Origin of the sequence: Rhizobium sp. N122 (assembly GCF_002211295.1) — a bacterium.
In the GTDB taxonomy this organism is placed as follows: domain Bacteria; phylum Pseudomonadota; class Alphaproteobacteria; order Rhizobiales; family Rhizobiaceae; genus Rhizobium.
Window position 1 is genome coordinate 71909 of sequence record NZ_LOKU01000005.1, and the last position, 13290, is coordinate 85198.

At 60.6% G+C, this 13290-nt stretch carries 14 protein-coding genes; 10 read left to right on the plus strand and 4 right to left on the minus strand.

Features of this window, described 5'->3' with window-relative positions:
• Window positions 1-25: 25 nt before the first annotated feature.
• On the minus strand, window positions 26-1033 hold the full coding sequence (locus ATY75_RS05195) for an alpha/beta hydrolase (protein WP_088936709.1): 1008 nt from the start codon (window positions 1031-1033) through the stop codon (window positions 26-28).
• Window positions 1026-1919 carry an MBL fold metallo-hydrolase gene (locus ATY75_RS05200; protein ID WP_088936710.1) on the minus strand — a complete coding sequence of 298 codons (894 nt, stop codon included), beginning with the start codon at window positions 1917-1919 and terminating at the stop codon, window positions 1026-1028. Before ATY75_RS05200 ends, ATY75_RS05195 begins: the two co-directional genes overlap by 8 nt.
• An 87-nt stretch (window positions 1920-2006) precedes the next feature.
• On the opposite strand from ATY75_RS05200, the gene ATY75_RS05205 reads away from it, so the two are divergent.
• Entirely contained in the window at window positions 2007-2942 is a 936-nt protein-coding gene (locus tag ATY75_RS05205) for a LysR family transcriptional regulator (RefSeq protein ID WP_088936711.1), read from the plus strand.
• A gap of 45 nt (window positions 2943-2987) precedes the next feature.
• Here the strand turns inward: ATY75_RS05205 and ATY75_RS05210 are convergent, their stop codons facing one another.
• Entirely contained in the window at window positions 2988-3611 is a 624-nt protein-coding gene (locus ATY75_RS05210; protein ID WP_088936783.1) for a TIGR00730 family Rossman fold protein, read from the minus strand.
• 154 nt (window positions 3612-3765) lie between these two features.
• Between ATY75_RS05210 and ATY75_RS05215 the strand changes: the two genes are divergently transcribed.
• The 5 genes from ATY75_RS05215 (at window position 3766) to ATY75_RS34495 (ending at window position 10043) form a co-directional block, all read left to right on the plus strand.
• Window positions 3766-5781, plus strand: a complete 2016-nt coding sequence (locus tag ATY75_RS05215; RefSeq protein ID WP_088936712.1) for an Ig-like domain-containing protein — start codon at window positions 3766-3768, stop codon at window positions 5779-5781.
• 198 nt (window positions 5782-5979) lie between these two features.
• Entirely contained in the window at window positions 5980-7857 is a 1878-nt protein-coding gene (locus ATY75_RS05225) for an ABC transporter ATP-binding protein/permease (protein ID WP_064837916.1), read from the plus strand.
• 28 nt (window positions 7858-7885) lie between these two features.
• Window positions 7886-8689: a phosphatidylserine decarboxylase gene (locus ATY75_RS05230; RefSeq protein WP_280950579.1), complete on the plus strand. Its 804-nt coding sequence runs from the start codon at window positions 7886-7888 to the stop codon at window positions 8687-8689.
• An 85-nt stretch (window positions 8690-8774) separates the two neighbouring features.
• Window positions 8775-9620 carry a CDP-diacylglycerol--serine O-phosphatidyltransferase gene (gene pssA / locus ATY75_RS05235; protein WP_064837914.1) on the plus strand — a complete coding sequence of 282 codons (846 nt, stop codon included), beginning with the start codon at window positions 8775-8777 and terminating at the stop codon, window positions 9618-9620.
• 276 nt (window positions 9621-9896) lie between these two features.
• Window positions 9897-10043 carry a hypothetical protein gene (locus tag ATY75_RS34495; protein ID WP_172601156.1) on the plus strand — a complete coding sequence of 49 codons (147 nt, stop codon included), beginning with the start codon at window positions 9897-9899 and terminating at the stop codon, window positions 10041-10043.
• A gap of 37 nt (window positions 10044-10080) precedes the next feature.
• On the opposite strand, the gene ATY75_RS05240 is transcribed toward ATY75_RS34495, so the two are convergent.
• A complete protein-coding gene (locus ATY75_RS05240; protein WP_088936715.1) occupies window positions 10081-10845 on the minus strand; it encodes an SOS response-associated peptidase in 765 nt (254 codons plus the stop codon).
• 274 nt (window positions 10846-11119) lie between these two features.
• Here ATY75_RS05240 and ATY75_RS05245 point away from each other — a divergent pair, with 274 nt between their 5' ends.
• The 4 genes from ATY75_RS05245 to ATY75_RS05260 all read left to right on the plus strand — a co-directional run bounded on the left by ATY75_RS05245 (window position 11120) and on the right by ATY75_RS05260 (window position 13259).
• Window positions 11120-11554, plus strand: a complete 435-nt coding sequence (locus ATY75_RS05245; protein ID WP_088936716.1) for an NUDIX domain-containing protein — start codon at window positions 11120-11122, stop codon at window positions 11552-11554.
• Window positions 11555-11677: 123 nt separating this feature from the next.
• Entirely contained in the window at window positions 11678-12124 is a 447-nt protein-coding gene (locus ATY75_RS05250) for a TIGR02301 family protein (RefSeq protein ID WP_190241317.1), read from the plus strand.
• Window positions 12125-12227: 103 nt separating this feature from the next.
• Window positions 12228-12485 carry a hypothetical protein gene (locus ATY75_RS05255; protein ID WP_003578293.1) on the plus strand — a complete coding sequence of 86 codons (258 nt, stop codon included), beginning with the start codon at window positions 12228-12230 and terminating at the stop codon, window positions 12483-12485.
• An 18-nt stretch (window positions 12486-12503) separates the two neighbouring features.
• Window positions 12504-13259: a hypothetical protein gene (locus ATY75_RS05260; protein WP_064837905.1), complete on the plus strand. Its 756-nt coding sequence runs from the start codon at window positions 12504-12506 to the stop codon at window positions 13257-13259.
• The last annotated feature ends 31 nt before the right edge of the window (window positions 13260-13290 follow it).

The following is a 13290-nucleotide window of genomic DNA, read 5'->3' on the forward strand; positions in this document are numbered from 1 at the left end:
CCGGGGGGGCCTTGTCGTTCAATTCCTATTCCGGTTTGAAAGTCTCATCGAAGAAATCCGCAACTTCGGAATAAACCTGCATGCGGTTGCTTTCCATGAGGGCGAGGTGTGTCGTCTCTCCGATTTCGACCCATCGCCGGTAAGGGGTGCCGGTAAGTTGCTTGAAATAGACCTGCGCCAGATCAAGCGGAACGTCGATGTCCCACTCGCCATGCAACAGCAGCACCGGAGAGCGGATCTCGCTCGGCTGATAGTAAGGATTTCCCGCTCTCCAATAGGTGCGGATGTCCTGGATGGGACCGTTGGTGGCTCGGAGTTTTCCTTGCTCCCTGTCAGCTTCCGAGGTCTCTTCTGAAAGCGTGAATTTTGCCCAAAGATCGAACCAGCCCTCGGGAACAAGACGTTCACGCGCGTATTCGGGTGCCGTGCTCAACCAACGAGCCAAGGCGGCGTGAACCGGAACGAGCCGATAGGAACCCAGGGGGCCGCCCTGGTCAATCGGGATGGGGATGTCGCTGAGCCATTGCGGCGCGAGCAGCGCGAGCTTGACAACCTTGCACCCGTTGCGCGCGGCATATGCGCCCGCCACGGTACCACCCCACGACATTGCGAAGACGTTGACGGCCTTGAGACGGCGAAGTCGGAGGACGAAATCGACCGCCGTAGCGAAGTCCGCAACACCAGTGTCGGTGGCAACAAGTGGCGGGTTCAGATCGGGCTCCGCTAGCATTTCCGGCGGCCGGCCGGATTTTCCGTAGCCCCGGACATCAACCGCAAAGACGTCGAAGCCTTGATATGCGAGGAAGTCAATGAAGGAGATCCCGTTGAAAGGAACATCGTAAAGACTTCCGGATGAGAAGGTCGCCCCGTGCACCATCACGATGGTTCTCTCCGCGAGAAAGGCCCTATGGTCTTTCCTTCTCTTGTTGCGGACATAGAGCTTGATGCCATCGGTTCCGCTATCGACGTAGTGCTCTTCGAATGCAATCTCGCCGGCGTGAAAACCTGAAGATGTGAGCTTGTTCTTAGACATAGGACCACCTGAATTTTTCGCCATCGCGGGTGACATATCCGGCAGACGAGCCGGGGAAATGCGTGGAGAAGTACATCGCGTTATTGTCGGCTGTGAGTTCAAGTACGTGCCGTCTGGACTGGGCCGCTAGATCCAAAAACTCGCAGAAGACCGTGTTGAAGTCCGGACGTTCCACCTGGATTGGGTGATGCATGACATCGCCTGCGAATATTGCCGATTCATTATCCGCTTCCAGCAGAACGGACATGTGGCCGATGCTGTGCCCGGGCGTCGGCAAGAAGGTGAAGCGATCCAAGAATGAGCCACCTTCGCTGTCGATGAAATCAGCAATCCCCGCGTCGATTACGGGCCATACGCTGTCTTCATAGACGCCGGAACTGGGAATATTGACGTCGTTGTGGCTGGCCGTTGACGAGTAGTATTCCTGCTCGACGCGCGGAAAGATATAACGCGCATTCTTGAAAGTGGGGACCCATTTCCCATCCTGCAGCACGGTATTCCAGCCGGAATGATCGACGTGGAGATGGGTATTTATGACGAAGTCAACATCTTCCGGCGTAACACCTGCACGACGCAGTCTGTCGAGAAATGGAATGGTCTGATGATGAAAACCGGGGTTGCGAGGCCTTTCCTTGTCGTTACCCGAACCCGTATCAATCAGAATGACGTGATCGGGCGTCTTTACCAGCCAGGTGTGTATGCTGACGACAAGGGTATCGCGGTCCTCGTCCATATCGATCCTGGCGAGCCTGGACTCGATCGCTTTGATCTCTTCAGATTTGGCGCTCGGGTAAAGAAACGAGAGCGGTACATCGTGCAGGTACTGTTCCTGCACTTTCCTCACCGTAACGCCGGCAATATGATATTCCTTTCCAAGATCGCTCATGGAACTTCCTTTCAAATTGAACTGAACCGGGACAGCGCTGTCTGATGGCAATGGACAATAAGAAGGTTTCGTGCAACGATCAAATCGATGAATGAAATTGTCTCCATCGATCATTTCAATTTATGGTCCTTCGACCTGAACCTGCTTGTTGCGTTCGATGCGCTCATGAAGGAGCGGAGCGTGACGAAGGCTGCTGTTCGCCTGAAAATCCAGCAGCCTGCCATGAGCCACAATCTCGGAACTCTTCGGACATTGCTCCAGGACGAGCTCTTCGTGCGTGTCGGCCAGGTAATGCAGCCAACCCATCGAGCGCTACAGTTCGCGGAAGCCGTAGAGCAGATACTGAGCCGCACACAGCAAGCAATTGTAACTTCGACGACCTTCGAACCTGGTCGGGCGGAGCAGATATTCCGCATCGGTTTTTCGAGTGAGTTGGAGGTGTTGCTCGTGCCGCGTCTGGGGGCCATGCTGAACGAGACAGCCCCGGGTATCAAAGTGCTTGCACGTTCGGTCGATCCGGAACTGGTTCACAAGCTTCTTGACGACACCGTCATCGATCTTGGCGTCGGCTGTTTTGATGACGGCAACAACAGGCATCGGCGGAGCCTGCTGTTCGAGCAATCGCTGACGTGCTGCTACAATCCGAAGCTTCTCGATCTTCCCCAAACATTGGACCGCGACAGCTATCTCGGGCTGAAGCATGCACTGGTTTCACAAAAGGATGCCATCGAAGGCTGCATTGATACCGCCCTCAAGCGCATTAACGTGCATCTCGACGTGTCGGTGGCGGCTCCGGAATTTTTGACCGTGCTTACCGCTGTCCTGGAAGCGCCCTTGATCGCGACCCTGCCGACCAGAATCGTGAAGCGGTATGCCGGCCTGTTTGGCTTGGCAGTCGCCGACGTTCCCCTCGATTTAACGGTCAGCCCGATATCGATGGTCTGGTCGTCGGCAAGCGACAATGACCCCGCCAACCGATGGATGCGATCTCAGGTGACGCAGCTTGTTTCGGCTTATAGCTGAATTCGCCTGCAAAATAGCTTGACCGCGCCAGGGGCGCCTGCCCGCCTACATCTTCGAAATCACCTCGTCCTCGCCGTCACGATCGGCGGCGAGTTGGGCTGCCTGAGCCATGATTGCCGGAATGATGCCGGAGATCTCGTCGACGACGAGCGGCTGCACCCGGTGGGCGGTGTGCAGGAAGCCCTCTTCGGTCATGTGGCGCATCAGCTCCATCATCGGATCCCAGAAACCGTTGATATTGGCAAAGACCATCGGCTTTTCATGGCGGCCGAGCTGCGCCCAGGTCATGATCTCGACGATCTCTTCCAGCGTGCCGATGCCGCCGGGGAGTGCTACGAAGGCGTCGGAGCGCTCGAACATCGTATGTTTGCGCGCGTGCATGTCAGGCGTTACAATGAGTTCGTTGAGCTGACCGAGCGAGTGGCGAGTCGCTTCCATATCGATCAGGAATTCGGGAATGATGCCCGTCACCTGACCGCCGCCTGAAAGCACGCCGCTGGCAACCGCGCCCATGATGCCTTTGGTACCCCCGCCATAGACGAGGCGCAGGCCGTATTCGGCGATCTCTCGTCCGAGAGCACGCCCGGCCGCCATGTGGGAGGGATCGCGTCCCGGTCTCGAGCCGCAGTAAACGCAGATGGATCGAATCGATACAGATTGGTCGGTCATGGAGGCAAACAACTATTCCATTTCAATGCAGTCAAGAAAATTGACTGAAAAGCAGCGTCGCGAGCTTGCCGAATTGCTTTGAATGCTTGTGAAAAGCAACGGGAATCGCTAGCAATTTCGGTTACTACGGCAAATTGCCGCCTGGGGAGACATAATGATGAAGAACCGTGCCGGCTTGCTGGCCCTTGCAGTGCTCGTAATCGCAATCCTACTCATGGTGTTTGTCGTCATGCCGCGCATCGGCGGCGATGCAGCCAAGGTCGGCGACGCCATCAACCAAGCGAGCACGGAGCTCAAGGACACGGTTAACGAGTCGGCAAAGACATCGCGCTCCGCTGTGGCGGACGCGGCCGGGGTCGCCGACAAGGTGGGCCGTCTTTCGGCCGAGGCAGGCGTGTCGCTCAACGAACTTAAGGCGCTGTTTGCCGACGGCAAGGGGCCTGCCGACGATGTCTTCACCGCCGCCAAGACCAAGGCCGTCAATGCGCTGACCGCACTTGCCGGTTTCGCCATTCCCGAGGGCCTCGATCCGGCGACCCAGACACTTGCCGACAAAGCCAAGGACGGCGGCGCCAAGGCGCTCGCCATTATCCAGTCGCTGCCGGAGAATATCGCCGATGCGCTTGCCGCGATCGCCAAGGCCGAGGCAGCACTGACCGGTGCGCCTGAGCCTGCGGCGAGCACCGCAGCGGCGAATGCCGGCCCGAAGCTGCCTGCCTTCGACGTCCTGCGCGTCGAGCCCGATGGCTCGACGGTAATTGCCGGCTCCGCCGAACCGAACGGCAAGCTCGAAGTGCTTGACGGCGAAAAGGTCGTGACGACAGCCAATGTCGATGCCAGCGGCGATTTCGCCGCCGTTCTCGACGATCCGCTTGCCGCCGGTGACCACCAGCTCGTGCTCAAGTTTACCGGCAAGGACGGCAAGACCACGGTTTCCGAAGAAGTCGCGACCATCTCCGTGCCGAAGGACGGCAACGGCGCTAATCTGCTCGCCATGGTCTCCAAACCGGGCACAGCAAGCCGCATCATCACCGCGCCGAAGGCCGGCACCGAAGTCGCCGACGCCTCCAACCCGATGGTGCCGTCTGCCGACAAGCCGGGCGAAGGTTCGGCTGCGCCTGCCGCTACCGGCGAGCTGGCGCTGCAGACGCCTGATGTCACCGACCCCGGCGCGGCGACTGCGCCGGCCATTCCAGGCACCGTCGCACCCGACAAGGCGAATGCGCCCGATGTGATGGTCAATGCCGTCGAGATCGAGGGCAACAAGATTTTCATTGCCGGCACGGCGCGCGCCAACGCCAAGGTTCTCGGTTATGCCGACGACAGCCTTGTCGGCCAGGACACTGCCGGCTCCGATGGCCATTTCGTCATCGACGGCGTGGTGGCGCTCTCGGTCGGCGACCACAAGATCCGCGTCGATGTCGTCGATCCCGCCGGCAAGGTGATCGTGCGTGCGGCGGTGAATTTCAACCGCCCGGCCGGCGACCAGGTGCGGGTCGCCGCGCAATCGGTCCCCGCCGACGCCAACGGCGCCTCCTCGATGGTGCCGCTCGACGAAGGCGAACTCGGCAAGCGCAAGGCCGAGGCCGGCAAGGCCTTCGGCCTGCTGAAGGGCCTGTTTGCCGACGGCAAGCTGCCCGGCGCCGAACAGCTTGCGGCAGCGCGCTCGGCAACCGAATTCGCCTTGCGCTCGGTCGCAGAGTTCCGTCCGGGGTCCGATGCGCCCGACACCTTCAAGCAAGCCTCGGGCACCGCCTCGCAGACCGCGACCAGCGCATTGAAAATGCTGCAGGGCCTGCCGAAGGATGCAAAATCCGTCGGCGCAGGCCTCGACGGTCTGGGAGCGATCATCGCCGAACTCTCCGCGTCCCCCGCGCCGGCAGCGCCTGCGGCAAACGACGCGGCAGGCAACCAGCCGAAGACGATCGAACAGGCGCCGCTGACGGCAAACAACGCCGCTATTATCATTCGCCGCGGCGACACGCTGTGGCAGATTTCGCGCCGCACCTATGGCCTCGGCGTCCGTTACACGACGATCTACATCGCCAACGAGGATAAGATCATCGATCCCGACCGCATCCGCCCGGGCCAGATCTTCGGCCTGCCGAAGGATGCGCTGCCGAATGCCGAGGAACTGCACCGCAAGCGCCTATCGAATCGGCACCTCTAAGCGCCAGACAACATGACGAGGCCGGGCGGCATAACCGCCCGGCCTGTCTTTTCCAGAACCCGGCATTTGTTGTATTCGCCCGCCCAGCATCCTATCTGGCGGTAGCGGGGGAAGCGCTTCGGGCACAAGCCGGTTTCGCGCTCTTGCCGGCATCCAAGCGCGGCAAGCGCGGCAAGCCCGTCCGGGCCGGAGACAAGCATGGCAAACGGCAAGACAGTCTCGGAATCCAACCTGCTGCGTACCCTTCTCAACCTCTGGCCCTATATGTGGCCGGCCGGCCGGCCCGACCTCAAGATGCGCGTCGTCTGGGCTTCGGTCTTCCTGCTGATTTCCAAATTCGTGCTGCTGCTCGTCCCCTATTTCTTCAAGTGGTCGACCGATGCGCTGAACGGCAGAATGGATCTGGCCGGCTCGGTGCCGCCGCTGCTTGCTGGCGCCATCGCCCTGGTGATCGCCTACAACATCACCCGCCTGATCCAGCTCGGCCTCAACCAACTGCGCGACGCGCTGTTTGCCAGCGTCGGCCAGCATGCGGTGCGCCAGCTCGCCTACAGAACCTTCGTGCATATGCATGAACTGTCGCTGCGCTTCCATCTGGAGCGCAAGACGGGCGGCCTGTCGCGCATCATCGAGCGCGGCACCAAGGGCATCGAGACGATCGTGCGCTTCACGATCCTCAATTCGGTCCCGACCGTCATCGAATTCCTGCTGACGGCGGCGATCTTCTGGTGGGGCTACGGCTTCTCCTATCTCGCCGTCACCGCCTTCACCGTCTGGGCCTATATTTGGTTCACCATCCGCGCATCCGACTGGCGCATCGCCATCCGCCGATCGATGAACGACAGCGATACCGACGCCAACACCAAGGCGATCGATTCCCTCCTCAATTTCGAGACCGTCAAATACTTCGGCAACGAAGAGATGGAGGCGAAGCGCTTCGACAAATCGATGGAGCGCTACGAGAAGGCAGCGACCGATGTCTGGACCTCGCTCGGCTGGCTGAACTTTGGCCAGGGCGTCATCTTCGGCATCGGCACGACGATCATGCTGGTGCTGTCGGCGCTGGCCGTCCAGCGCGGCGAGCAGACGGTCGGTGATTTCGTGTTCGTCAATTCGATGCTGCTGCAGCTTTCCGCGCCGCTCAACTTCATCGGCTTCGTCTACCGCGAAATCCGTCAAGGCTTGACCGATATCGAGCAGATGTTCGATCTGCTGGAAGTCAAGGCCGAGGTCAAGGACGCGGCCGACGCGGCAGAGCTCGGGATCGGTCAGGGTGCGATCGCCTTCAAGGACGTGCATTTTGCCTATGACCCGGCCCGTCCGATCCTGAAGGGCATTTCCTTCGAGGTGCCGGCCGGCAAGACGGTCGCCGTCGTCGGCCCGTCGGGGGCCGGCAAATCGACGCTGTCGCGGCTGCTCTACCGGTTCTACGATATCCAGGGCGGCGCCATCACAGTCGATGGCCAGGATATCCGCACGGTGACGCAGAAGAGCCTGCGCTCTGTGATCGGCATGGTGCCGCAGGATACCGTGCTCTTCAACGACACGGTCGCCTACAACATCCGTTACGGCCGCACGTCGGCCAGCGACGGCGAGGTCTTCGCGGCAGCCGAGGTGGCGCAGATCGCCCATTTCATCGAAATGCTGCCCGAGGGGTTCGAAACCAAGGTCGGCGAGCGCGGGCTCAAGCTTTCGGGCGGCGAGAAGCAGCGGGTGGCGATCGCCCGCACCATCCTCAAGGCACCGCCGATCCTGATCCTCGACGAGGCGACGTCGGCGCTCGATACGACGACGGAACGGGAAATCCAGACGGCACTCGACATGGTGTCGAAGAACCGCACGACGCTGGTCATCGCCCACCGGCTGTCGACCGTGATCGGCGCCGATGAAATCATCGTCTTAAAAAGCGGCGAGATTGCCGAGCGCGGGACCCATGCCGCCCTGCTCGAAAAGAACGGTCTTTACGCCTCGATGTGGAACCGTCAGCGCGAGGCGACACAGGCGGAAGAACATCTGAAGCAGGTGCGCGAAAGCGACGACCTGGGCGTGATCACGCGGCTTGCCCCGGCAAGCTGAGTCGGGAGCGACAACGGCCAAGCTTTTGTTGTTCAGAACCGCGGCGTCGGAACCAGGGCCGGGGCCACAGCATTGCCCCGGAGACGGTTTTTCGCTAACCAGCAAAAAACGACAACGCAAGGAGACCGGCAGCATGAGCCTGTTCAACACGGTTCGCAACACGATCGTCCCCGTGCATAAGGAGGGCTATCCCTTCGTTGCCGCCTTCTTCGTCGCCTCGCTGATCCTCGGCTGGATCTTCAAGCCGCTCTTCTGGATCGGCATGATCTTCACGCTGTGGTGCGCCTATTTCTTCCGTGATCCCGAGCGAGTGACCCCGCAGGACGACGATCTGGTAATCTCTCCGGCCGACGGTAAGGTCTCGGCGATCCAGATGGTGACCCCGCCGGCCGAACTCAATCTCGGCTCCGAGCCGATGCTGCGCATCTCGGTGTTCATGAACGTCTTCAATTGCCATGTGAACCGGGCGCCGATGCGCGGGCGCATCGTCAGCATCAATTACCGCTCCGGCAGCTTCGTCAATGCCGAGCTCGACAAGGCGAGCGAGGACAATGAACGCAACGGGCTGGTGATCGAAACCCGCCACGGCCAGATCGGCGTCGTGCAGATCGCCGGCCTCGTGGCGCGGCGTATCCTCTGCTGGGCAAACCCGAACGAGCCGGTGGATGCCGGTGAGCGCTTCGGGCTGATCCGCTTCGGCTCGCGGCTCGACGTCTTCCTGCCCGCCGGTGCGGCGCCACGCGTTTCGCTCGGCCAAGTGGCGATCGCGGGAGAAACTGTCATCGCCGAATTCACCTCCGCCAAGGGTCCCGTCATCAGCCGCCGCAGCTAAAGCCCTTTGTTTTTATGCATGTCGTTGTCCCGGAACCGCCGCACACTTCCGGGCGACATGCATTAGGTCTAGATTGGAACGCGATATGGAAACGCCCTTTCCGCCTTTCGAGCCCAATGGTCCGGATGATTCCGCCCGCGGTCCGCGTTTGCGCGAAATCCCGCTCCGTCTCGTCTTTCCGAACCTCATCACCATTCTGGCGATCTGCGCCGGGCTGACCGGCATCCGGCTGGCTTTCGAGAATCGTTACGAGCTCGCCGTCTCCATGGTGCTGGTCGCCGCCTTCCTCGACGGCATCGACGGGCGCGTGGCCCGGCTGATGAAGGCGACCTCGAAGTTCGGCGCGCAAATGGATTCGCTTGCCGATATCGTCAACTTCGGCGTCGCCCCTGCCCTCGTCGTCTATGTCTTCGCGCTCGACCAGGCGCGCTCGCTTGGCTGGATCGCCGCCCTGATCTATGCGATCGCCGCCGGGCTTCGGCTTGCCCGCTTCAACGTCATGGCCGAACGCGAGAACAAGGCGAGCTGGCAATCGGAATATTTCGTCGGCGTGCCGGCGCCGGCCGGCGCCATGCTGGTGCTGCTGCCGGTCTATCTCGGCTTCCTCGGCCTGGCGACGGACCGCACCTTCGCCTATCTCTCGTCGATCTACACCGTCGTCATCGCTTTCCTGCTGATCAGCCGGCTGCCGGTCTGGTCGGGCAAATCGGAAGGCAACCGGCTGCGGCGCGACCTCGTGCTGCCGATGATGCTCGGCGTCGTGCTCTATGTGGCTCTGCTGATGAGCTACACCTGGGAGGTGATGGTGTTTACCGTTGCCGCCTACCTCGTCTCGCTTCCCTTCGGCGCGCGGAAATGGCGGCGGAAATACGGGACGCTGACAATCGAGGAACCCGGCGTCGGCGACGACGATATCGGCCGGCACATCTGACGCGGGCGCATTTCCTGATCTCTTCGTGTGATGGAAATGCTTCTCTCCCGCATTACCGGGAAAACTGATGCGCGCCTTTGCCCCATGAAAACGGCGGCGCAGCTTTATTGGAACTGCTCTCTTCAGTAAGTATTAACCAACGTAGGCTTCAGTTAAGCCTCGCGAATTATGGTGCGCGTTTACAAATCCTGATAGGATGCGTCCCCCTTTTGTCGCTATTTGTGACCAAAGATCAAACTACAAAATACCCTGGGAAGAACCACGTAGGAGAGTATCGTGACTTCGAAGAAGAGTAACAGCGGCGAACAGCAGACGGCCAAGCCCGACCTCGCCGCCAACTATCGCCCCGTCGGCCTCAAGGCCGTTGCCGCGGCATCGCTGATGGCGAAGCATAAGCCGACCAGCGTAAAGAAATCCGCTTAAAACGTCGGCATGACCACGGAAAAACGGCGGATAGCATTCAGAAGAAACTGAGCTGGCCCTCATCGGGCCTCTGCTTCGCGGGGGCCTTTAGCGGCTTTTCGACGACGACCGGCTGCTGCAGGTCGGGCCCCATATTGGCGACCTTGTTGACCTTGTCGGACACCGGGACGGCGTCGAAAAAATCCTCCTGAACCGCCTGCATCAGGTCGACCACCTCGCGTGGCTCCTGTGTCTTGCAATCCAGCCAGCGCGAAAAATCTTCAGGCTTGATAATGACGGGCATGCGATCGTGGATCGCCGATATGCCCGAGTTGGCCGAGGTCGTCAGGATCGCGCCGGTATCGACCTCGGAACCATCCGCCGACGACCATGTTTCCATCAACCCGGCAAAGGCGACGACCCCGCCCTGACGTGGCCTGATCCAATAGGCCTGCGGCCGCTCGCCGCTTTCTTTGGACGGGCGATGCCATTCATAGAAGCCGGAGGCCGGAATGAGCACGCGGCGATGACGCATGGCCGCTCGGAAAGAGGCCTTGCCGATCGCAGTCTCAGAGCGGGCGTTGATCAGCAGCGGGAAGTCCCTCGGGTCCTTGACCCAGGCCGGCGTCAGACCCCAGCGCACGAGCACGGCGCGCCGATCTGCCAGGTTGCTGCCCTGCTCCCTCCCCTCGCCGGATATGACGACGAGGATCGGCTGCGTCGGCGCAATGTTGTAGCGCGCCGGAAAATCGTCGAGATCGAGACCGGAGAAAAATTCGCGCAGGTCGGCGCTGGAGCTTGTCAGGGCGAAACGTCCACACATCGGCTTGTCTTTGCACCCGGCTTGAGTCCGGTCAAGGCGCGTCAGCCTCTCGGCCCAAAGAGGATAACGCTCGTTCCGGCAAGGCAGATCAGCGCCCCGCCGATATCGTAGCGATCGGGCACGCGGCTTCGACCAGCCACGCGAAGCAGCCGGCGATCTCGAAGACGGCGGCAAATGCATAGATGATGTAGGCCACGGAAGCGCCTTTCGATCCTTTGCATTTCTTCGGTGGTATTCATCAGGTAGGATGGGCCATCACAGCAGGAGCCGTCTCATGATCTCCACTGCCAAAGCCGCCTCCTCCGCCATTCTCGAACGGGACGGACGATTCCTTCTGGTGTTGCGACGCAACCCGCCTTCCGCCGACATGTACGCCTTTCCGGGCGGCCGGGCCGAGCCTGATGAAACGCCGGAGCAAACCGCGCTGCGGGAGTTCCGTGAGGAAACCGGCATTTCGGTGCGTAATCCACAGCTGTTTTCGACCTACGACCTGAAGACCCATGCAGCCGATGGAAGCCTCCGCAGCCATTTCTTCCTGTCGGTCTTTCGCGTCGATGCGGATGGAGATGTGGTGGCTGAGGCCGCCGACGATGCGGCCGCCGTCGGCTGGTACACGGTGGAAGAAATCCGGCGATTGCCGGTGCCGCAGAGCGTGCTCGAATGCGCGGAGCGGTTGGCACAGGATGATTGTCGGCCAACCGGCCGATAATCATCCTGTTCTGAGCTAAAGTTAAAGCATGATGTCATCCGAAAACCGCTGACACTTTTCGGCATTATGCTCCGGCTTGCGCCGAATAGAAGTGGAAATTTGGGTGAGCGCCTTGTTGCCGTCATGCTCAGCGTATCAACTGGGAGCATGATTCCCGTTCGACGCGTTTTTCTGTCCCTGCTCGTGCTCGCCGGCCCCACCATGGCGCAGGGCAAGAACACGCCGCCTCCGCATGAGGAGGAGGTTGCGCCGCCGCCTGCCGTAATCGTGCCCTATGACGACAAGCTGGCGCGGCTCGCCGAGGTGCTCGGATCGGTGCATTATTTGAGAACGCTCTGCAAGGCGGCTGACGGTGACGAGTGGCGAAACGGCATGCAGCAGCTGCTCGATTCGGAGACCGGCATCGAGCCGCAGCGCAAGGAAAAGCTGACCGCCGCCTTCAATCGCGGCTACCGCGCCTTCGCCTCGGTCTATACGGATTGCACCGCGGCGGCCATCGTGGCAGAAGAGCGCTACCGTAACGAAGGTGCAACACTCGCCACAGAAATTACCTCGCGTTTTGGAAATTGACGTTTAATTAACCTGTTTTCGCATGTGGACGTGTCGTTTTGGGAAAAGGCTGTTAGTGTTGTTAACGGTGCAGTAAGACATGAGAAGTTCTGAGGAAAAGACAATGGAAGCAAGCCTCAACGAGATCGACGACATGATCGTCCATGAAAAGATGCAGGCGGCTCTGGAGTACCAGAACGAGGCTTGGGCCGACGGCATGGCCGACGGAATCGAGCCTGAAATCATCGCTGATGCCGCTATTGCGCATGCACTGCGCGAGACGATCAGATTGCACGGGGAAAGCAGCGCCGAAGCCTTGCTGGATTCGCTGCGTGAACGCATGCTTGCCGGCGAATTCTCCGCGAACCGCACCCTGCAATAGTTATTATCAGAGAGTTTCATGCGCGCCGGTAAAGAGAAAGTTTCGCGGATTCCGCTCGCGCCGGTGCTGCTTGCGTTCAGCCTCGCCGGTAATGTTTTCCTCGCGCCGGCAGCCTACGCGCTTTCCGAACTGCACAAGATCCCCGGCCAGGCGGCCAACGATGCGCCGGCTGCGCCCGGAAGCGCTCAGGGACAGAGCCAGCCGCAGGGCGGCAGCGCTCCTAGCGTTCCCATGGCCGATCCGCTGGTCAACAGCCAGAACAATCAGGGAGTCGACAAGACGCCGAGCGCTCAGGATGCTTCCAAGCCCGCCGAAGTGATCTACGACATCGGCAAGGTGCCCGAGCCGGTTCGCAAGATGCGCGAGCAGATCGTCGAGGCAGCCGCCTCCGGCGATCTCGAACGGCTGAGGCCGCTGATGGGCACCGGCACCGAGCAGACACAGGTGACTGTCGGCGAGCCCACGGACGATCCGATCGGCACGCTGAAGGATCTTTCGGGCGATCCCGATGGAGACGAGATCCTCGCCATCATGCTCGACATCGTCTCGACCGGCTTCGTGCATGTCGGCCAGGGTACGGCAGACGAGATGTATGTCTGGCCCTATTTTGCCGAAAAAGACCTGAAGTCGCTGACACCGCCGGAGCGCGTCGAACTGCTGCGCATCGTCACGGCCGGCGATCTTTCCGACATGCAGGAGTTCGGCGGATATAATTTCTACCGCCTCGGCATTACGCCTCAGGGCAAATGGAAATTCTTCACGGCGGGCGACTGACCCCACCTCACTTCGCCTTTCGCGTCTCGCG

What these genes read in the sequence shown, in the direction of transcription:
- ATY75_RS05195 (WP_088936709.1), bottom strand. Translation starts at nt 1,033, where the DNA reads ATGTCTAAGAACAAGCTCACATCTTCAGGTTTTCACGCCGGCGAGATT.
- ATY75_RS05200 (WP_088936710.1), bottom strand. Translation starts at nt 1,919, where the DNA reads ATGAGCGATCTTGGAAAGGAATATCATATTGCCGGCGTTACGGTGAGG.
- ATY75_RS05205 (WP_088936711.1), top strand. Translation starts at nt 2,007, where the DNA reads ATGAATGAAATTGTCTCCATCGATCATTTCAATTTATGGTCCTTCGAC.
- ATY75_RS05210 (WP_088936783.1), bottom strand. Translation starts at nt 3,611, where the DNA reads ATGACCGACCAATCTGTATCGATTCGATCCATCTGCGTTTACTGCGGC.
- ATY75_RS05215 (WP_088936712.1), top strand. Translation starts at nt 3,766, where the DNA reads ATGATGAAGAACCGTGCCGGCTTGCTGGCCCTTGCAGTGCTCGTAATC.
- ATY75_RS05225 (WP_064837916.1), top strand. Translation starts at nt 5,980, where the DNA reads ATGGCAAACGGCAAGACAGTCTCGGAATCCAACCTGCTGCGTACCCTT.
- pssA (WP_064837914.1), top strand. Translation starts at nt 8,775, where the DNA reads ATGGAAACGCCCTTTCCGCCTTTCGAGCCCAATGGTCCGGATGATTCC.
- ATY75_RS05240 (WP_088936715.1), bottom strand. Translation starts at nt 10,845, where the DNA reads ATGTGTGGACGTTTCGCCCTGACAAGCTCCAGCGCCGACCTGCGCGAA.
- ATY75_RS05245 (WP_088936716.1), top strand. Translation starts at nt 11,120, where the DNA reads ATGATCTCCACTGCCAAAGCCGCCTCCTCCGCCATTCTCGAACGGGAC.
- ATY75_RS05250 (WP_190241317.1), top strand. Translation starts at nt 11,678, where the DNA reads ATGCTCAGCGTATCAACTGGGAGCATGATTCCCGTTCGACGCGTTTTT.
- ATY75_RS05255 (WP_003578293.1), top strand. Translation starts at nt 12,228, where the DNA reads ATGGAAGCAAGCCTCAACGAGATCGACGACATGATCGTCCATGAAAAG.
- ATY75_RS05260 (WP_064837905.1), top strand. Translation starts at nt 12,504, where the DNA reads ATGCGCGCCGGTAAAGAGAAAGTTTCGCGGATTCCGCTCGCGCCGGTG.